At 69.6% G+C, this 18,395-nt stretch carries 19 protein-coding genes; 1 reads left to right on the plus strand and 18 read right to left on the minus strand.

All coding sequences use genetic code 11. From position 1 onward, the window contains the following. Nucleotides 1–84: 84 nt before the first annotated feature. From ACKTSN_RS39620 to ACKTSN_RS39685, 14 genes are all read right to left on the minus strand, one after another. Nucleotides 85–1,029: a hypothetical protein gene (locus ACKTSN_RS39620; protein WP_409473474.1), complete on the minus strand. Its 945-nt coding sequence runs from the start codon at nt 1,027–1,029 to the stop codon at nt 85–87. Further along, entirely contained in the window at nt 1,016–5,062 is a 4,047-nt protein-coding gene (locus ACKTSN_RS39625) for a hypothetical protein (protein ID WP_409473475.1), read from the minus strand. Before ACKTSN_RS39625 ends, ACKTSN_RS39620 begins: the two co-directional genes overlap by 14 nt. A gap of 300 nt (nt 5,063–5,362) precedes the next feature. Then, a complete protein-coding gene (locus ACKTSN_RS39630; RefSeq protein WP_409473476.1) occupies nt 5,363–5,887 on the minus strand; it encodes a hypothetical protein in 525 nt (174 codons plus the stop codon). A gap of 101 nt (nt 5,888–5,988) precedes the next feature. Next, a complete protein-coding gene (locus ACKTSN_RS39635) occupies nt 5,989–6,585 on the minus strand; it encodes a hypothetical protein (protein WP_409473477.1) in 597 nt (198 codons plus the stop codon). Nucleotides 6,586–6,657: 72 nt separating this feature from the next. Beyond that, nucleotides 6,658–7,083 carry a hypothetical protein gene (locus tag ACKTSN_RS39640; RefSeq protein WP_409473478.1) on the minus strand — a complete coding sequence of 142 codons (426 nt, stop codon included), beginning with the start codon at nt 7,081–7,083 and terminating at the stop codon, nt 6,658–6,660. Continuing rightward, complete coding sequence (locus tag ACKTSN_RS39645) at nt 7,083–7,349, minus strand: hypothetical protein (RefSeq protein ID WP_409473479.1); 267 nt, start codon at nt 7,347–7,349, stop codon at nt 7,083–7,085. Before ACKTSN_RS39645 ends, ACKTSN_RS39640 begins: the two co-directional genes overlap by 1 nt. A gap of 40 nt (nt 7,350–7,389) precedes the next feature. Continuing rightward, complete coding sequence (locus ACKTSN_RS39650) at nt 7,390–7,920, minus strand: hypothetical protein (RefSeq protein ID WP_359585849.1); 531 nt, start codon at nt 7,918–7,920, stop codon at nt 7,390–7,392. Next, nucleotides 7,920–8,252, minus strand: a complete 333-nt coding sequence (locus ACKTSN_RS39655; RefSeq protein WP_409473480.1) for a hypothetical protein — start codon at nt 8,250–8,252, stop codon at nt 7,920–7,922. Before ACKTSN_RS39655 ends, ACKTSN_RS39650 begins: the two co-directional genes overlap by 1 nt. Before the next feature lie 19 nt (nt 8,253–8,271). Beyond that, nucleotides 8,272–9,138 (minus strand): hypothetical protein, encoded by an 867-nt coding sequence (locus ACKTSN_RS39660; protein WP_409473481.1) that lies wholly within the window; start codon nt 9,136–9,138, stop codon nt 8,272–8,274. A gap of 11 nt (nt 9,139–9,149) precedes the next feature. After that, nucleotides 9,150–9,683, minus strand: a complete 534-nt coding sequence (locus tag ACKTSN_RS39665) for a hypothetical protein (protein ID WP_409473482.1) — start codon at nt 9,681–9,683, stop codon at nt 9,150–9,152. Nucleotides 9,684–10,075: 392 nt separating this feature from the next. Beyond that, on the minus strand, nt 10,076–10,537 hold the full coding sequence (locus ACKTSN_RS39670; protein WP_409473483.1) for an IPT/TIG domain-containing protein: 462 nt from the start codon (nt 10,535–10,537) through the stop codon (nt 10,076–10,078). A 115-nt stretch (nt 10,538–10,652) separates the two neighbouring features. Next, nucleotides 10,653–11,915 (minus strand): hypothetical protein, encoded by a 1,263-nt coding sequence (locus ACKTSN_RS39675; RefSeq protein ID WP_280843912.1) that lies wholly within the window; start codon nt 11,913–11,915, stop codon nt 10,653–10,655. After that, nucleotides 11,897–12,172, minus strand: a complete 276-nt coding sequence (locus ACKTSN_RS39680; protein WP_280843911.1) for a hypothetical protein — start codon at nt 12,170–12,172, stop codon at nt 11,897–11,899. Before ACKTSN_RS39680 ends, ACKTSN_RS39675 begins: the two co-directional genes overlap by 19 nt. An 84-nt stretch (nt 12,173–12,256) precedes the next feature. Then, nucleotides 12,257–13,546 carry a phage major capsid protein gene (locus tag ACKTSN_RS39685; protein ID WP_409473484.1) on the minus strand — a complete coding sequence of 430 codons (1,290 nt, stop codon included), beginning with the start codon at nt 13,544–13,546 and terminating at the stop codon, nt 12,257–12,259. Nucleotides 13,547–13,799: 253 nt separating this feature from the next. Between ACKTSN_RS39685 and ACKTSN_RS39690 the strand changes: the two genes are divergently transcribed. Then, on the plus strand, nt 13,800–14,807 hold the full coding sequence (locus ACKTSN_RS39690) for an IS110 family transposase (RefSeq protein ID WP_409468061.1): 1,008 nt from the start codon (nt 13,800–13,802) through the stop codon (nt 14,805–14,807). A 422-nt stretch (nt 14,808–15,229) separates the two neighbouring features. On the opposite strand, the gene ACKTSN_RS39695 is transcribed toward ACKTSN_RS39690, so the two are convergent. From ACKTSN_RS39695 to ACKTSN_RS39710, 4 genes are all read right to left on the minus strand, one after another. Then, nucleotides 15,230–17,071, minus strand: a complete 1,842-nt coding sequence (locus ACKTSN_RS39695; protein ID WP_409473485.1) for an NUDIX domain-containing protein — start codon at nt 17,069–17,071, stop codon at nt 15,230–15,232. A 140-nt stretch (nt 17,072–17,211) separates the two neighbouring features. Next, nucleotides 17,212–17,421 carry a hypothetical protein gene (locus ACKTSN_RS39700; RefSeq protein WP_409473486.1) on the minus strand — a complete coding sequence of 70 codons (210 nt, stop codon included), beginning with the start codon at nt 17,419–17,421 and terminating at the stop codon, nt 17,212–17,214. 1 nt (nt 17,422) lies between these two features. After that, the gene (locus ACKTSN_RS39705) at nt 17,423–18,028 is read right to left on the minus strand and encodes a hypothetical protein (protein ID WP_409473487.1); all 606 of its coding nucleotides are present in this window, start codon (nt 18,026–18,028) and stop codon (nt 17,423–17,425) included. Between the two features lie 95 nt (nt 18,029–18,123). Continuing rightward, the gene (locus ACKTSN_RS39710) at nt 18,124–18,393 is read right to left on the minus strand and encodes a hypothetical protein (RefSeq protein ID WP_409473488.1); all 270 of its coding nucleotides are present in this window, start codon (nt 18,391–18,393) and stop codon (nt 18,124–18,126) included. Nucleotides 18,394–18,395: the final 2 nt, after the last annotated feature.

Raw genomic sequence — 18,395 nt, forward strand, 5'->3', positions numbered from 1 at the left:
GTGTCTTACCTCCGCTGCTGTTGATGGACAGCGGAGGCTCACCCCCGGCGGGCCTTAACGTCGCGCCCTGCCGGGGCGCCCGGGTCACAGGTAGGGGTAGGCGTCGCGCCAGGCGATCGTCATGTACGCCGTGCCGGTGGCGTCGGTCCCGCGGAGGACGAAGTCGTGCCGTCCCACGGGCAGGAGCAGGTCCTGCAGTCGAGGAGAGCCGCGGGTGATGTCGCCCGCGACGGACGCCCCGCTGTTCCGCAGGACGGTCCGAGCCCACGGCCGCGGGTCGACGGTGACGTACTGTCCGGCGCCCAGCGTCAGGCCACTGAACGTCAGCTTCCAGCCGCCGACAACCTCGCACGTCGGATTGCTGATCGGCCCGTAGAACCTGATGACGGGCCAGGTGGGACTCTTCCCCCCGATGACTGCCTCGCCCGGCACCTTGGTCGCTCCCTGCCCTGTCATCGACAGCGGCTCCGCAAGCGGCCCAACGAGCCCGCGATGCGGCGGCGGATTGAGGTCAACGCGGAGCGTCTGCTCGGTGTCGTCGTACGCGGTGTCATCGACGCACACAAACGTGGCCACGACCGGCGTGTACCCCTGGCGGGTGAGCCTGGACCCGGCGGGAGCGAACTTGCGGGGGCGGCCGTAGAAGCGGCGCGGCCGGCCGCCCTGGGTGGTGCGCAGCACCGCCGGGGTTGCCGTCCGCTTGCGGACCGCCTTGCCGTCCCAGGCCTGCCCCATAACCGAGACCGCGTCCAGGTTGGCAGCGTGGCGGCCGAGCATGTTCGCGGCGTCGTCGACGGTGTCCACTCCCACCTCGAAGGTGACCGTGGCCTGGCCGCGGTAGTCCTCGCCGAACCGGGCCCCGTCCTCGCGCGGCATGGGGGTGTCCCCGGCGTCGACGTCGGCATAGGTGATCTCGTACGGCTCCAACAGGTAATAGCCGGACTCGATCGTGCCGAAGGTGAAGTTCGCCGCCGGGTGAACCCCGTTGGCACCGTAGGAGAGGTTCCATTCGCCCTCACGGAGTGGCATGTGCGCCTCCTCGGCGGATACGGCGCAGCTCGAACAGAGCGTCGCTCAGGGCCGCGCCCGGGGTCATGGGTGCGCCGGTCATGGTCAGGTTGAGGTCGCCGCCGACGAGCGCCGCGGCGGCCGGTGAAGCGGTCGCCCGGGAACGGGGCGCGCTCGCCGCGGTGGAGCGCACCGCGCCGTTCGCGTACTGGCGAAGGGCGCCCTGCGCGAAGTACACGACCTGGCCGCCGAACATCTCCGCAACGCGCTCGAGGATGGCCTTGCTGCGCTTGCGCTTGCTGGGGGCCAAAGGGAGGTAAGCCTCCCCCTGAGTCTCTGGTTCATTCCATATGCGTATTTCGCCCGTTCTTCCGATCTGTGCGATGTGCCGCTCAGTGCCGGCCGCGAACGCCTTGATTCGGTTGGTAGCCGCGCGGATGCCACCGTTGGCGTAGTGGACGATCCCGCCGTCCGCGTGCGTCCTGACAACAGACGGCTTGCCCGACTCGCTGTACTGCACCGTGACGTTGATGGTCTTGCCGGTAAGGCCGTTGATCGCCCGCTGGATGGACTGCACGTTCGCGAGCGGAGTCTTCGTCGGGGCGGTGATCCGGACCGTCTTGCCGTTGGAGCCGTCGACCGTCTTGATCTTGTAGCCGAGATCCTTCAACGCCTGTTGCGCGGTCTTCGTGGGCGCCTTGACGTCGATGCTCTTGCCCTTGGGCAGGCCCGCCACCTTCTCCTGGACGTTCTTCAGGTCGCCAGCGGCCTGCTTGATGATCGCCTGGACGGTGACCTTCTTCTTGTCCGGCGCGTTGGCGATGTCCTGGGCCAGGGCGGAGATGTTCACACGCGCGCCGCCGGTCGGGGCGGTGACTGAGACGTTCTTGCTGCCGGGGATTCGCTGCACGGTGAAGCCGAGGGCCTCGAGCTGTGTGCGGGCCTCGATGGTGGGTGCCTTGATCTGGATGCCCTTGCCCGGCGGAATGCTCTCCAGCTTGCCGCGCAGGGCGAGGATTTCGGCGGTCGCCGCCGGGATGCCCGTTGCGGTGACCAGGGTGGTGATGGTGTCCGGGACGAACCCCATCTGATCGGCGAGTGCCTTGGCCTGAGCCTTCGGGATGCCCATGTCCGTGGCGAGTTGGATGGCCTTCGCGCGGGCCCGCTCCATCGCCTCCTGGCTCTTGTCCATCGCGGTGGACATGGGCATCAGGCCCTGTTCCGCAGCTTCCTGCGCCCGGGTCGCCACTCCGAGCATGCCGTCGCGCAGCTCCGTGAGCTGACCGTTCAGGTTCTGGCCGTTCTTGGTCGTGGTGTTGACCAGACCGTCGTTGGCGACCAACGCCTTGCCCCAGCCGTCGGCCTTCTCGATGTTCGACTTCATCGTGTCGTCGATCTGCAGCATCACAGCATTGAGCTGGGCCTCAGCGTCATGGAAGCTCTGGGTGTTGCCGTTCAGTGCGTCCAGAGCCCGTTTGAGGGCATCGACACGTTCGTCCGCGGACTTCGTCTTGTCGCTGAATGTCGTCACGGCGGACTGGAGCCGGCCGTACGCATCGGTGCCGGTGGTGCCGGAGTTGTTGATGGCGTTGGCGAGTTCCTTGTGCTTCTTCTGGCTGTCCTCGAGTTCGCCCTTCACGGTGCCGATGGCGTCCCGGGCCCGGATCGCGGCGAGGCCCTCGTCGTCCCATGCTTGTGCGGCGCCGGTCGCGGTTCGGACCCACACCTTGTGCGCGTCGGCTGTCTCCTGGAGCTTCTTCTGCAGATCACCGAGGGACGTACCCTGCCCGAGGTACGCGTTCGTCAGATCGCCGAGGCTGACGCCTGCCTCGCGGACACTGTCGACCAGCTTGCCCTTGCCGTCGGCGAGCTCCGTGTCTTGGAGGAGCTGGGCGGCCTGGGCCCTCACGTTGGCGTCGATTGCCCCGCCGGACGCGACCAGTGCGTCCGTCAGCGACTTCACCCGCTCCTGGTGCGCCTGGGTGGCGCGGGCGGCCTCTTCCTGCCGTGAGGCAAGCAGGCCGAGCCCGATAGTGACGCCGATGAGCGCGATACCGAGCGGCCCGCCGAGCGCAGAGGTGATGCCGCCGATGGCTCGGGAGGCGACGCGGTTGGCTGCGCCGATTCCGCGCATGGCGCCGGACAGGCGGTTTCCCTGTGTTGCCGCGCCCTGGTAGGCGAGGCCCATGCGCTGCCATGTGGTGATCTGAGGGCCCATGACACCGGGGCCCAGGCTTCCGCGCATGGTGGTGCCGAGCGTGCGTGCGGACGTTCCCGCGGCTGCGACGGAGGTACCGAAGCGACCCAGCATGCCGACGACGCCGCTGATCACCTTGAGGGCGAGCATCGTGCCGAGGAAGGTAGCCAGGACGGTGTTCGCACCGGGGATGATGCTCATGAGCGTGTTGAAGACCTCGAGCAGGCCGCTGAACGCCACGAGCAGTACGCCGAGCCCGGACCCGGCCGCAGAGAGGTTCCCGATCGCCGTAGCGATGTTCGAGATGACTGAGATGATCGCCGGACCGACGGTCTGACCGAGGGCGTTGAAGAAGGTGCCCAAGGCCGGCATCAGTTCGGTTCGGATCTGGCGGACCAGGTCGAGAATGCCGCCGTCCTTCATGGACCGGCCCATCCCGCGCATGAGGTCGCCGAACAAGGCGTTGACCTCGTGGAACACGGGCGCAGCGTCCGAAAAGAACTGCTGCATGGCGCCCTGGCCGACGCCCGAGTTGGCCCAGCGCTCGAACCGGAGCATGCTCCCTTCGAGACCGTTGAGCAGCGCGTTGCCGGTGTCCATGGCCGCGCGGCCGACACCGCCAAGTCCTCGGATGAGGCTGCCGGTGGTCCGTCCGAGCTGCGCGGCCTTGTCTCCGGCGTGGTCCAGGAACTTCGCGAGGCTGCCGGTTTCCCGGCCGGCCTTCACGGAGGCCCTGACCCACTGCGTCAGCCGTTCACCGCCACGCGCGACCCGCTCGACGAACGGGCCGCTGGCCACGAAGAAGTCCCCGGTGGCGCCGGCCATGTTGGCGATGCCATCTGTCAGGTGGCCGATGACCCGCGAGTTCGAAGACGCGACGGTCTTGAAGTCCTTGCGGAACGGGCCGCTTTGCATCGCCTTCGCGGCGCGCTCCCCCAGGGAGCCCATCTGCGACGCGGAGTCGCCGAGGGCGTCTTCGAGGAGCGGGAAGACGGTCTTCGCCAGGGGCTTGATGTCGTCGGCGACCTTGGAGAAGAAACGGTCGCTGACGGACATGCGGACCTTGCTCCACGCCCCTTGCAGCGACGAAACGGCCTTGACCGCGTCGCGGGCTGAAGGGGAGAGCTTGTCCAGTGCCTCCTTGAGCTTCTTCTGCTGGGCCTCGGTGACCTTGCCGTCCGTGGCGAGCATCTGCTGCGCCGCGTTCGACTGCTTGAGCGCTTCACCGAAGCCTTTGAACGCGATCTTCGTGCCGATCGCTGCGGTGCCCGCCGCGGTGATCAGCCCGGGTATCGCACCAAGGACACCGACCGCGGGCGCGGCCGCCGATACGAGCGCGGTCAGGCCGGCGCCGTACTGGCCGATGAGGGCGACCGCGGGCTGCAGGAGGGAGACGATCGCGCCGACGCCGAGCATGCGCAGGCCCCGGCCGCGGCCGGGCATGCGTATCTGGACCGGCACGTTGACCGGGTTCCGGTCGGCCTCGCCCTGGGCGCCGGTGATCAGGTTTCGCAGTCCGCTGAGCAGTCCGCCGCTTCGCTCTCCATCCCCGTCACCACTGGGGCGCACGGGGAGGTTGAGGTTTGCGTCATCGAGACGGCGACGGATGCCGTCTAGATCGGCGCGGAACCGCTCCTCGTCGACCTTGACGCGGACGGTGGCGGAGACGCCCTTGGACGCCTCCTTGACGACCTCCTTCAAGCGGCGCTTGAGGCCCTTGGAGTCGATCTCAACCTTGATCTTGGCGGCCAGTCCCTCGGCGGCCGACTCGACCTCGGTGCGGAGCTTCGCGGCGAAGCCTGCAAGGTCAGCGACGACCGGCACGTCGAGGCGACCGGCCTGCAGGCCCTCAGCCACTTCGGACCATTCCTCTCTGCATGGCGGCCGCGAGCATTTGCCGGTGGCCGGTCATGCGGGGCGCCTGCTGCTCCGGGGCGGGCTGCGCTGCCTGCGGTGCGGAACCGCTGCGCTGGCGTGCGGTGCCCTCGCTGGAGCGAAGCGGGCGGATGACGTGGGTCGGCTCCTCACGCCGCTTGTCTGCGGCCAGGAGCCCGACCTCGTCGACGATCAGCGCCAGAAGTTCCAGGACCTTGGTCCAGCCCCCGATGGGGGCGGAGCGGACCCGGGAGTCGTCTGGCAGTCCGTCGACGAGGGAGATCAGCCGTCGGACTCCGAGGAATCCGCGCTGTCCTGGTCGGAGCCAGACGCGTCGGGCGTCGATGCCGTGGTAGCGGGAGAGGTCGGATTCGACGTCTGCGAATCGTTCGCGGAGGAGTCGACCGACCGAAAGAGTTTCCCCAGCTCAACCCCGTAGACGCGAGTCAGGGCGGTCGTCAGGCGGACGTAGTCGCCGATGTACGGGCGCTGCTTGAGGAAGTCCTCGTGCTGGTCGCGGAGGAGGATCGCGTACGTCTCCCGGATCGCGGCGAGGAACTTCCGCGGCAGGGACGGGCGCCGGAACAGGGCGGTGACGACTTCGGAGATACCGGCGTCGCCGTCGGCGGAGTCGATGACGTCACCGAGGAGGCCGACCAGGTCCAACTCGTCCGACAGGATCGGATCGAGGGCTTCGGCCGGCAACTCCGCGGGGAAGATGAACTGCTCTCCGCCGAACTTGACCGGGATACCGTCGGGGTACTGAACCTCGCGGCGTTCGGCGTCCAGGTCGATGACGAACGACATGTGCGTGACCTCTCGTGTCTGCGTAGCTGAGTCGCGGTGGTGCGGCAGCGCGCGGACAGTGGCAAGCCGTGAGGGCTTGCGTCGCGCGCTGCCGCGAGGGGTCACGGAGTGGTCGGCAGCGCGAAGGCTGGGTCGTCGGTGATGAGGTACCAGGCGTCGAGTTCGTCGCCGCCCTGGACCGCGAGACGCAGGGGCAGCACGGCCTCCTTCGTCTTGGCGAGGTCCTTGGAGACGCCTTCCATCTGCATCGCGCGCGGGAAGACGTACCGGTAGTGCTTGCCACCGTCGACGACCTCGACGACGGCCATGACCTCGGTGCGGCCGCCGATCTTCGGCGGGGCGAACTTGTAGTGCTTGACGCCGGTCTGGCCGGCCACGGTGATCTCGGTGATCTCGCCCCCGCCGTACACGGCCCGGAAGTTTGTGCCGGACCACTGCTGCAGGTCGACTTCGATCGTCGCCGCGTCAGTCGTCTGGAACGTCCGGGTCGGGTAGGAGGACTGTGCGCTCCGCACCTGCTCGAAGTTCGGCTCGCTGTTGAACTTGAGGCTGTCCTCAGTGGTGAGGCCCACGTTCCGCAGGGCTTCGGGCATCGGCGACGTAGCGTCGGCCGGGGCCTGCGACCCGACGGGGGCCAGGTAGATCCGGGTGATCGCCGGGATGACGATCTCGTTGTTGTTGGCGCTCTCGCCTGCCATGACGTGCTCTCCAAGGTGTCCGGTGCTAGGGCGCGGACACCTTGGAGAGCCGGGGTGGTTAACGTCGCGTGGTCACGGGTGGAGGGTCACGGAGAGGTTCATCAACCACCGGGGTTGGCCGTCGACGAGCGGCGACCAGACGAGGAGGCCGGAGGGCTTCACACCGTTGATGACCGGCCGGTCGGGCGTGTGGGGCGCCTCGACGATGTCCTGGGCGGCATTCGCGCAGCGGATGAGGATGCGCCGCAGCTCCGCCTTGCCCGGCCAGCCGCCGGGATCTCCGTACGCCTCGAGCGTCACCTCCGGTGCTGTGGCCCAACGGAGGTCACGGAGATCTCCGCCGGGGCCGTGCCCGATGGCGAGGTGCGGCCATGGGGCCTCGGCCATCCCGGAAACGCGGCCGGAGCCGCCGAGCGCGTCGGCGGCCGCGGCGCTCTGTTGGAGCCAGGCGAGGAGTACGGAGACCGGGTCGGCGTCCGCGAAGGTCAGTTCGGCCATCAGGTGCGGGCGGTGAAGCCCTGTCCGCGGAGGCGGCGGGCGTAGTCGGGGGACACGGTGATCTCGGCGCCGGGTGTGAAGTCGGTGCCGTCGATGCGCAGGTGATGCGACAGGGTGACGGTGACCGGCTCCTGGCCCTCGCCGAGGGGCGGGCCGACGAGAGCCGGGGCCCGGCGGATGGCGCGCTCGGGGCGGGCCGCGGCGGTGTCGGTAACGGTCTCGGCGGACTCCTCCGCCGGCTTCCTGGGAGTGGTGTTCGTAGCCATGGTGCGCACTGTGTGGGCGCGGGCCGCTTGTGTCGCGTGCTCAGCGTCGGGCGGCGACGATGGCGGCGCCGCGGGACATGAAGTGCGCGCCGTCGGCAACGAGGTTGCCGGGGTAGACCGTGCCCACTTCGGCCTCGACGACCAGGCGGCCGCGAGCGGTGACGGTCACGGTGACCTTCTTCCCGGCGACGACGGGCTGGCCCGTGTTGATGTTCTTCGCGATGCCGTCCGGGTCGCTGTGGGTCGTGCACCGGCAGTTCTTGATATTGGCGACGGCGCGGGACGACTGGTCCCTGGGCTCCCGCATGTACGTCTTCGCTCCGACGCCGCGGTGACGGCGGTCCCAGTCCATCGAGTTGATGGCGAACCGCAGATTGCCCGGGACCTCTTGGCCCTGGGCAGCAACGTGGGTCGGGCGCACCTTGTCGTCGGCTACGGTGACCCACCGTTTGACGGGCGGGGCGAGTCGCTTCGCCTCGATCTCTACCTGCTGAGCGATGCGGTGGACGGAGGGCGCCACCATCCTGGCGAGCGCCTCTTCGAGGCCCGGCGCGGGCGTGAACTTCGCCATCAGGGGACCTCCGGAGGGTTGAGCGTGGCCGCGGCCTGGACGTAGTCGGCATCCGCGCAGCCGGGAACGGCGTGGAGCCGGGCGCTGGACAAGGTCCAGGAGCGGCCGGTCTCGTCCGTGATGGTGTCGCCGGCCTCCAGTGGCCACGCCTGCGGGTCGAGGCGCACCGACCATGAACCGTCGCTCTGCTCGAGGACCGACCCGGGCCAGGTGCCGCGCGGGGGCGGCTTCTCGTTGGGGTTCGGCGGTACCGGCACGCCGTTGGCGTCGCGCTCCCAGGGGTGTGCGAGCACGTACACCGTCAGCCTGGCGTTCGGCAGTACGACGGCCATGGCGGGGCAGCTCCCTTCGTCAGCGGCCGCTGCGGTAGCGGGTCGAGGAGTACGGCCACGGAGGGCGCGGTGGGATGTTGAGCGGCTGCCACAGGCGGCGCTTCAGCCGGGACAGGGTGTCGATGGTCGGCAGGGCGCCGGCCTGACCGGTCGTGGGCGCTGAGTCGTACGAGATCGACTGTCCTTCGGCGCTCACGGAGGAGACACGGCGGCCCTGGGCGCCGACGCCGCCGGGCCGGTTACGTTCGGACTCCGCGGCGTGGGCGGTGACGTAGCGGACGATCGGGTCTTCGGCGGCGCCGTTCAGCCCCACGAGGAGGTCGACGTCGTACGTGCCGTCTCCGCGGTCGCGGTAGGCGGATACCTGCCAATCGTCGTCGATGTCGAACGGCCATGCCTCGGGGTCGGCCAGATCCTCGGTGGGGCGCCAGTAGGGCGTGACCGCGGTGCGGGTGACGACGCGGGGAACGAGAGACCGTCCCAGGTATCCCTCGACGTCGGCTTGCGCCCGGCGGATCGCGGTCGTGAGTGCGTCGCGCTGCGCGGGGGTGAGCGGGAGCGGTACGCCGAGGTCGTCGGCGACGGCTTCCGGGGAGGTGGCGAGGCCCAGCCCGAGGGGAAGGTCCAGCCGTAGGGACTGGTCCTTGACGGGCTGGGCGCCGCTGCTTGGTGTGAAGGTGACGGTGGCCCAGTACCGGCCGGGCGGCACGTCGGGCAACGCGAACCGGTACGTCCCGGGCCGCAGTCGAGTGCCCGGCCCTGCCGCGGCGACTTCGGTGGTGCGTTCCGGGCCGTTGTAGAGGACGAGGCTGGTGACCTGTCCGCCGGCCGGTTCGGGGTCGTAGTGCGCCCCGCCGTACATGGGTTCGTAGTCGACGACCGACACCCCGGGCCCCCTTACTTCTCGGTGCTGGTGGCGTCGGCCTGCGCGACCAGGCGCTCACGGATGCGGGCGGCGATGCTCTCGGAGACGTGGGCGCCCTTGGGCTGCAGCAGCCGCTCGATCGGGTTGCGGTGCGGGCCCACGTAGGTCCGCTCGACCAGGCGGACGGTGCATCGGAGGGTGGAGCCGTAAGGGGTGACGGGCTGGAACACGGCGTCGATGTCGGCCGGGGGCTGCTTGGTGGCGTCGTCGAGGATGACCTCGGCGATGTCGTCGGGGATGACCTCGGTCGGGGAGACGTAACCGGGTTCCGCCGGGGGCTCGGGGGCCTCGTGGACGGCCGGAGGCTCCAGCGGGGCCACGTCGGGCGCCTTCGGGCTGGTCTCGACTGCGGGGGACTCCTCGGCAGCCGCCGCGGCGGTGGCCTCCTCGCTGGCCGGATCGCCCGTGGGCTCCGCGGTGGTCTTCTCGGTCTCGGCGACGGGAGTGTCGCCCGCCCCCGCGGGCTGCGCCGCGGCGGTCTTACGGGTACGGGTGGTGCCTGCCATGGGTGGCTCCCTCTCGGGTGGTAGTCCGGTCGGCGCGCACCCTGCACACCGGACGCGGCTTGTGTCGCGTCCTGCGCGATCCCTGCAGTGCGGGTCAGATGACGGGGGATCGGCGATACGATCAGCTCGCTCTCCTGGACGAAGACCTTTGTGGATAGGGGCCAAAAGGCCTCGAGAACTCGAGGTACTTCTCAGGAAGGGGGGCGTGATGCTTGAGAAAGCAGAACGAACCGAAGGACAGGGAGTCACTGGTCCGTCGTCTGGGCGTGAGTCTGGCGACCAGGGCTGTGTGGGAGTTCCTGCGTTGGCTAGCCGGCGAGCTGTTCTAAGGCCACCCGCAAGCAGCAAAAGAGCCCCGGGCCCAAGCCCCGGGGCTCTTTGCGTGTTCGTCCTCACGCGTAGGTGAAGCCGCCCGTCTTGGTGACGTTGCCGCCGTCGTCGACGAGGACGACGTTCACCGCTCCGGCCGCGCCCGCGGGCGTCTTGACGCGCAGCTCGGTCGCGGAGACGACGTTGAGTTCGGTCCCGGCGGTCGCGCCGAAGTTCACCGCAGAGACGCCGTCGAGGGCGGTGCCGGTGATGGTGACGGTTGTACCGCCCGCGGCCGGGCCGGTGGCCGGTGTGACGGTGCCGATCGTCGCCGCAGTGAACAGCCGGTCGATCACGGACTGAGGGACCATGTCCCCGGCCTCGTAGAGCAGGTGACGGCGGGAGCCCTCGGGGCGGCCGTCGCCGCGGCCGTACGGCTCGGTCTGGTAGACGTTCTCGGTGATGCGCTTGGGCGGGTCGGTGATGGTGACGGCCGGGAACGCCGCCTTCGTGATCCGCTGCCCGTTCTCTCGGTAGAGCCCCATGGGTTTCCTTCCGCTGCTTCCGTTGTGGTGGCCTCGGAAGGATGGAGGGCAGAGAGCGCTACGGTCGCGCCCTGGGCGGGGCTTGCACAATTGTGCAAGAACGATCTTGGTGCCCTCACAGGAGCCGAAGGTCGTCCCAGCCGTCGGGGCCGATGCTGAACACGAGCAGGCCGGACGCGGACACCTCTCCACTGCGCGCGGTGTACCAGTCGGACCCGTTGTCGAGGGTGGGGGCCTGAATCCACAGACGGCCGTTGCCCGCCTGCTGGGCCCGGAAGTGATGGAAGTGACCGGTGATCAACACGTCCGCGTCGGCGATCGGCTGCCGTCCGAAGGTCTGCCCGCGCCACCAGTCGAGGGCCTTGTCGGGCCGCGGGTACTGGTGCCCGTGTGACAGGCCCACGATGGTGCCCGCGACGTCCAGCGACACCGACTCCCGCCACCGTTCCGGCATGACGAAGCTGACGTGCCCGTAGGCCTCCTCGTTGCGGGCGTACGCGTCGGCGATCTGCGACAGGACCTCAATGCCCCAGTCGTCGCTGGGCGGGCCGACGGCCTCACGGCCGCGCCGCACTCGGCCGTGGTTCGAGCCGCACGTTGCGGCGACGACACGGCCGAAGCGTCCGGCGAGTCGGTCCAGGCCCTCGAAGGTGATCCGGCGGTGGACGCGGATCATCTCCGTCATGGTCAGGTCGTTGGTGTACGCCTGCTGGGCGGTGTTCTCGTAGTTCTCGACGCAGTCCCCGGCATCCATCCAGTACGCCGCGGTGGGGCCGCGGCCGATGGCCTTGAGGTCGCGTACGTGGTCGTCGAGCTTGTCGAAGCGGTCGGCGACGCGCGCGATCAGCTCGGGGGTTCCGCCGTCCCGGCCGACCTTTCCGGCCTGGGCGTCTGCGTAGACGACGACCAGGGCGCGGTCCGCGGTGTCGACCGCTGGCCGGGTCTTGCGACGGCGGCGCATTGCATCGCGCACGAGGGCGTCGACGTCGCCGGCGGACTGCCAGGCGGGAGCGGCCGGTTCGATTACGTAGCGGCAGCGCCACACAGCCCGGGTCACCGCGTCGTCGCCCTGGTTGTCGCGATGCCAGGCGGCCGGGTCGTGTTTGGCCTCCACGAGACGGACGCGGAACCCATCGGGGATGGCGAGTCCCATCGCCTCGACACGCTCGCGCCAGTCAGCTTCGCCGCCGGGCTTCGCCTCAGTGGGCGGGGCTGTGACGACCATCGTGCCGCCGGGCTCGAACCGCACTCCTGCCTCCCAGCCTCGGGGGGCGGCCGGCTGCGTGCGCTGGGCCTGCGTGGGGTGGCTCTGCTCGGGGGAGGCCGGTTCGAGAAGCGCCTGCAGGTCGCTGTCGAGGCTCATCGCTCGCACCGGCATCCGTTGGACTGTCCGCGGCGCCGGTGCCGGGCGACGGTGTACGCGGTCACTGCGTCGCCGTACCGGCTGAGGGTGTCGGCGATGGACTTCGCCGTGACGCGGTCGGAGTCCAGGGCCGCCCGCAGAGAGGCCGCTGCCTTCTCGTCCGCGGCGGCCAGGAAGGCGCCGACGCTGCACTGTGGGCCCCGGTGGGTGGTGGGGGCGTTGGCGAGCGCGTCCAACTCTTCCGCGAGGCCAATGGGTTGTTTCTCAAGCACCGGCGTCCTCCGTGGTCGTGGTGGTGGTACGTGGAGGGGGCGCGCCCGCCCGCGGCGGGACGCACCCCCTCACCCGCGTGCGGGTCAGCCGGTGGGCTGGGTCCAGGTGCCGATGACGAAGGACTCGGGCCGCGGGACCTCGAGCGCCAGGCGCTCGTCCGCGCGGAAGGTGATCAGGCCCTTCTCAAAGTTGTCCGCGTTCTCCGAGGAGACGGTGACGCTGACGTTCTCCCTGTCGTGGAGCTGCGCGCCGAGGCCGAAGGCGCCGATGAGGAAGTCCCCATCCGACATGGCCGTGGTCTCGACGACGTTCAGGCGCCAGACCTTTTTCTCCGCGCCGATGGCCACGGCGATGGCGACGCGGAAGGCCCCGTTGTCGTCCTCTTCGACCTCGACGTGCTCCCACATCGTGGGCGACAGGACGATGCCGGTCGGCTCGTACTCGGCGAGGAGCGCCTTGGTGATGGCACGCCGGATCTGGACCGAGTACTTGTCGGTCGCCAACCCGGTGTACTGCTGAACGCCGGGGGTGTTGTAGATGCCGGTGAGGGACTGGCCGTCGCCGACGGAGTGGAGCAAGTCCCAGTCCTCCTGGTACTTGACGCCCTCGACCATGCGCCCGTTGATGAACGTCTTGAGCCTCGGTTCGTCGCTCAGGATGTTCTTGTGCGCATCGATCAGGTGCGCGACCTCGGCGACCGGGTACATCACCGGGGTCAGGGACAGCTTCGACCGAGGCGCGCGGCCCCAGGTGTCGGTGTCCGCGCCGGTCGCCGGGCTGGTGCCGTCGGCGCCGTAGCGCTCCTTGACCTGCCTCGCGTTGTTCGTCCAGCCGGTCTCCCGGGCGCCGTAGAGGACGGCCTGCTTGGTCGAGGACTTCGGGAACAGGTCCCGGATGTGCCACTTGCGGTAGGCCCGCTCGGCGATGCCCAGGTTCTGGACGCTGCCGAGGGTCTGGTGCGTAACCGTGCCGGCGCTCAGGGAGAAGATCGACTTCCCCTCCATCGCGGCGCGGATGTACGGGCGATCGTCGAAGCCCGCGGCGCTGGCGCGCTTGAAGGAGTCGGAGTCGATGAACATGTCGCCCAGAGACTTCTCCTCCATGGTCGGGGTCTTGCCGTAGTGCGCGGCCGCGGCCGGCGTGGTCTCCGGGGCGTCGAGGTACTGCTTGATCTCGACCAGGCCCTGCTCGGCGTCGATGAGTGCCTTGATCTCCTGCGCCTCGCTGGAGACCTTGCGGAACTTGGTTGCCTGCTCGGTGGAGACGACGAACCCGCCGTCCTCGACCTTGAAGGACTTGCTGATCTCCTCGGCCTCGGCGCTCTTGGCCTGGAGCTGCTTCTGCAGTTCCTTGATGCGAGCGTTGTCGGGCATTGCTGCTCTCTCCCTGGTGCTGGGGTGCGGTTGACGTGCGTCGCTCCGCCCGGCCAGCACCGGGACAGCCTCAACGCGAGGCGGGAGTGAAGAGGGAGAGAGGGGTTAACGTCGCGCGCTGCCCGCTCAGGGAGTCAAGAGCGGGCAGCGCATAGGTTTTGACCTGACCCTATGAGGGCCGGGCCCCCTTCCCTGCTCAGCCGGGCGGTGCCTACCGTCCGGGTATGGAACGGGCTCGGGAAGGAGGCCCTCGATGTCTGTCTACGTCGGTATCGACGTGCATCGCAAGCGGTCGCAGATCGCCGTGGTGAACCACGGTGGTGCAGTGCAGGTCAACCGGAATGTGCCGAATGGGGTCAAGACGGTGCTGTCGGTGATCGGGGATCTGCCGATCGGGGCACCAGTCGCGTTCGAGGCCGCCTACGGCTGGGGCTGGCTGGTGGAGCTGCTGGAGGATTACGGCTTTGAGCCGCACCTGGTGCATCCACTGCGGTGCAAGGCGATCGCCTCCGCACGACTGAAGAACGACAAGGTCGACGCCGCGACCCTGGCCCAGCTGCTGCGGGCCGACCTTCTCCCGGAGGCGTGGATCGCCCCGCTGGACGTGCGGCAGCAGCGGGCCCTGCTGCGGCACCGCTGCCAGCTGGTGCGGCTGCGGACCCTGCTGCGCAACCGGGTCCACGCCGTCCTGGCGGACCACGGCTGCGACCGGCCGGGCGGCTACTTCACCGCCCCGGGCCGGGCCTGGCTGGAGGGCCTGGACCTGCCGGACGCCTCCCGCCGCGTGGTCGAGGACCTGCTGGTCCTGATGGACGCACTCAAAGAGCCGATCGACGTGCTCGACCGGCAGCTGCTCGCGCAGGCGCGGGGTGATCCGCGCATCAGGGTGCTCACCCAGCTGCCGGGGGTCGGCACGCTCACCGCCCTGGTCATCGTGGCCGAGGTCGGGGACATCACGCGCTTTCCCTCCGCGCGCAAGCTCACCGCTTGGGCCGGGCTGACGCCCACCGTCCGCGGGTCGGACCTGACCGTGCGGCACGGGCACATCTCCAAACAGGGTTCGGACTGGCTTCGGTGGATCTTGTGCGAGGCCGCGCAGACTGCGAAGCGGTCGCCGGAATTCGCCGCCGCCTACCAGCGCCTTGCCCACCGCCGCGGCAAGAAGATCGCCACCACCGCCATCGCCCGCCGCCTGCTGGCTCGCGCCTACCACCTGCTGCGCGCGGTCCAGGACCAATGCGGCCAGCCGGGGGTCCGATGAAAGCAGCCGACAACCGCCACCGGCGGTCGCAGACCCCGGGTGAGCTCGTAAAACAGCATGAGACGGCCCGTCGGCCGCGCTCGATGACCTGACTGAGCAGCCCGGATCCCCGCACCACGGTCATGACGCCGGCCTGTGCGGCCAGACGTCGAATGGGTGGATGTGAGACCACTCCGCCGACCAGCCAGCATCGGGGATGCCAACGGCCATATCCGCGAACGTCCATGACGTTTCCTCGGCCTCCATTGTTGACCGCCTGTCGGCGTACGAGGAAGAGCCGCGAGGACAACGCCCCGGCAACCAACCGAAAGCCGCGGGCGGGGGTCGTCTACGCCCCTTGACAGGCCCGGCCCTCATGGGTGCGGTTTTGCGGGATGGCGCGCACAGGGTGCGGGAGCAAGGGTGAGACTGAGTCGTGCGACTCAGCTCCGCATCATGGCGAGCGCGGACTTCACTTCGTCCTCGTCGAGCCGGACCGTGTCCTCGTCGTCGACGTCGTCCTCGGCGGGCGGCGGAGCCTCCTCCGTGGGCACTTCGTCCTCGTCCTCCTCGTCGTTGAACGAGTACTCGTCCCACAGGTCCATGCCGGTAGGGCCAGCCGTGCGGTCCCGGGGGGCGGCCTCCGGGGCTCCGGTGTCGTCGTCGGCGACGTCGAGGCCCTTCGCGGACAGAGCGGCGATCAGCGTGCGCACCTTGTCCCGTACGCCCGTGAGTTGGTCCGGGTCGGCCTCAGTGGTGTTGATGCGGGCAGTGGCATCGGCGAGGGCTTCCACGGTTGGCTGCACGACGCGGGCATCGACGTCTTCCGCGTCGGTGGCCGTGCGCTGCGCGCTGGCGCCCTCCGGGAGTACGACGGTGGCGAGTTCGACGGGTTGAGGGGTGCCGAGGCTGATCTCGCCGTTCGCGGTGGCCGTGTACGGGATGGCGTAGTGGCTGCTGCGCCGCTCGTCCTCGCTGTGCACGGAGACGATGACGCGGTCCGGATAAGTGCCCTCGATGCACGTCCAGGTCTGGCCGTCCTGGTCGAGAAGTTCGCGGACGCTGTCTGAGAGACGGGCACGGAACTGCTCTTGGGACTCGGGCAGGGGGTTGCGGGACATCACAGAAGCCTCCGGAAGGGGCATGGGATGGCTCTTGGCCTCGGCGACCGTGGAGCGGGCGGACTTGTGCTCGATGCGCGGCAGGACGGAGCGGGCGGCGGCCACTGTGGCGCGCGCGGACTTCGCTTCCGTGGTGCCGAGAGCGGCGTAGGTGTTCATGACGCCGGCGGCGAACTGCTCGGCCTCGGCGCTGGGCTTCTTGGCCGCCGGGCCCTGCGGCAGGGTGGCGCCTGCCAGGAGGGACCAGGGGGTCTCACGGCATGCAGGCCGGAGCAGGGACATGTCGGGGAGAGCGGTGATCGGCCACCAGGCGGTGACCTCTGGCGTTTCGCCCTGGGGGTCGTCGGGGTTGGTCACCCGTCGTTCGCTGGAGGGCCGGTTCAGCGGTATGTGGGACTCGCCGGGGACTATGGCGACGAACCCTCGGTAGATGCCGTTCGGGGCGGTCCAGGAGCCGACGACGCTTGCCGATCCGGGGAGTTCGGCGCCGGTCTCCTCCTGCCACTCGCGCAGCGCCGCGGCGAGCGCGTCCTCGTCCTTCTCCAGGTGCCCGCCGGGGAACTCCCAGGTTCCGGCGGCCGGGTCCTCGTCGTCGAGTGCGCGCTGGATGAGCAGGACGCGGCCGGTGTCCTCGGCCTTGAGGACGAGTCCGGCGATCTTGATACGGTCCTCGTCCTTCCCTGCGTCGAGTTCAACGACGTTGGGCGTCGCCTTGTACTCCATGCCGGGGTTGGCCGCGGCCTTGACCTCGAGCGCCCGGGTCATCGGGTGCGCGCCGTGCAGGACGGGGCTCACTTCGAATAGGTCGAGACGGTGGATGACGCGGACGCCGTCACCGCGGCGGGTGGCTCCGTCGGCGGGCACGCGGTAGCCGATGGAGAACGCGGCTTCGCCGTGCTCGTACCACTGCTTGACCTGCTCGTAGGTGTCGCGGCCCTTGCTGGTACGCCGGTTGTACTCGACGGTCGCGACCAGGGCGCCGGCCTCGGCGGGCCAGTCGGGGACGTCGGCGAACCTGGGGTCGCCGGGTAGCCACTCCTCGACGTGCAGGACGACGCCGACGACGTCCTTCCATTCGTGGTGCCATACGGCCTTGACGCGACGGGTGGCCAGGGTGTGGGCGAAGGCGCCGGGGACGATGAGGTCGTTGACCTCGTCGACCACGCCAGTGACGGCGTAGATTGCCCGGCTGGTGCCTCGCAGGGTGTTCGGGTGTGACGATCTGGTGGGTGGAGCGCTCGGCACGGCGGGGAACCTCCGGCGGTGGACAGTGGGCCGCCGGGCACCGTGCCGTTCGCGTCTGGCTAACGTCCTGCGCTGGCTCCTGCAGGCTCCTGGGCGCCCTCAGCGGCCGAACGCGCCGTGATGTAGCCGCGGGTCCAGAACTGATAGCCGAACTGCTGCTCCGCGTTGCCGAACCGGTTGTACGGGCTGGAGTCAGCGGGGTCGCCCGCCTCGAAGGCGGCTTTGCCCTCTTGCTGGAGCGTGAGGGCGGTGCTGCGGGTCAACTGCACGTCAGCTCCCTTGCTGGAACATCGAGTCCTGTACGCCGCGGTTGCCGGGTGAGGCGTCCGCGGGCGGGGCGGAGGGTTCGTCGGCCTGGCTGTGCGTGCGGGTCATGTGCGCGCCGTCCACGTCGACCGCCCACGCGTTCGGATCGGTGTAGCGCCACACCTGGCCCGTACCGTCCCTGACCCACCCCGTCAGTGTGCCGTCTGGGGCCCGATCCAACCAAGCCTGTTCACCGTTGCTGCCGGTGTACGCGGAGAAGGAGTCGGCCGGGTCGGTCTCGTCGCCCTCGTCGTACATGTCGCCCGCCCACGGCCGGGCGTCGTCGGCAGGCGGCTCCGGCACGTCGACCGGCTCCTCGCCCTCGGCCGGGGGCTCGGCTCCCTCTGCGGGTGGTTCGGCGGCTGGTTCCTCCGGGGGCGCGGCCGGGTCCTCGGGCGGCGCTGCGGGGTCCTGGCCCATGTCAGGGGAAGGGTCCTCGAGCGCCGCTGCGGGGTCGTCGCCCTCGAGCGTCTCCTCCTCGGTGCCCTCGGGCTGCTCGTCGTCTTCTTCGTCCCCGAACGGCTTACCGCCCTTGGGGAGAGCCTTGATGGCGAATCCGTATCTGGTCACGGGCGGAGGATGACGGGCGGGGCCGCTTGTGTCCCGGCCACGCCCGCCCCACCCCGAACCAAGATCGTTCTTGCACAATTGTGCAAGCTCCTGAATCACCCGGGAACGCTGGCCTGCCGGGGAGCGCCGGGCCCCTCCTCTACGACTCTGGTGAACTCTCGCAGCACTGCGAGCACGGTCGCTTCGTCGTCCCCGGCCACTGTACGGACGGGGCCGGTCGGGGACAGGGAGACCGGGCTCCCCTGGTGGAGCTCCACCAGGGCGGTGGCACGGTGCGACCCGATCACCGGGCGGTCGGCCCGCCCGGTGACCTGCACGCTGTAAGTCGCCCCGTCTTCGAACGCGCCGGTGACGGCGAACGGCACGG

The organism is Streptomyces flavusporus (assembly GCF_046267975.1).
GTDB classification, from domain to species: Bacteria; Actinomycetota; Actinomycetes; order Streptomycetales; family Streptomycetaceae; genus Streptomyces; species Streptomyces flavusporus.

Coding starts and splice junctions, on each gene's coding strand:
- ACKTSN_RS39620 (WP_409473474.1), bottom strand. CDS start 1,029: ATGCCACTCCGTGAGGGCGAATGGAACCTCTCCTACGGTGCCAACGGG.
- ACKTSN_RS39630 (WP_409473476.1), bottom strand. CDS start 5,887: ATGTCGTTCGTCATCGACCTGGACGCCGAACGCCGCGAGGTTCAGTAC.
- ACKTSN_RS39635 (WP_409473477.1), bottom strand. CDS start 6,585: ATGGCAGGCGAGAGCGCCAACAACAACGAGATCGTCATCCCGGCGATC.
- ACKTSN_RS39640 (WP_409473478.1), bottom strand. CDS start 7,083: ATGGCCGAACTGACCTTCGCGGACGCCGACCCGGTCTCCGTACTCCTC.
- ACKTSN_RS39645 (WP_409473479.1), bottom strand. CDS start 7,349: ATGGCTACGAACACCACTCCCAGGAAGCCGGCGGAGGAGTCCGCCGAG.
- ACKTSN_RS39650 (WP_359585849.1), bottom strand. CDS start 7,920: ATGGCGAAGTTCACGCCCGCGCCGGGCCTCGAAGAGGCGCTCGCCAGG.
- ACKTSN_RS39655 (WP_409473480.1), bottom strand. CDS start 8,252: ATGGCCGTCGTACTGCCGAACGCCAGGCTGACGGTGTACGTGCTCGCA.
- ACKTSN_RS39665 (WP_409473482.1), bottom strand. CDS start 9,683: ATGGCAGGCACCACCCGTACCCGTAAGACCGCCGCGGCGCAGCCCGCG.
- ACKTSN_RS39670 (WP_409473483.1), bottom strand. CDS start 10,537: ATGGGGCTCTACCGAGAGAACGGGCAGCGGATCACGAAGGCGGCGTTC.
- ACKTSN_RS39675 (WP_280843912.1), bottom strand. CDS start 11,915: ATGCCGGTGCGAGCGATGAGCCTCGACAGCGACCTGCAGGCGCTTCTC.
- ACKTSN_RS39685 (WP_409473484.1), bottom strand. CDS start 13,546: ATGCCCGACAACGCTCGCATCAAGGAACTGCAGAAGCAGCTCCAGGCC.
- ACKTSN_RS39690 (WP_409468061.1), top strand. CDS start 13,800: ATGTCTGTCTACGTCGGTATCGACGTGCATCGCAAGCGGTCGCAGATC.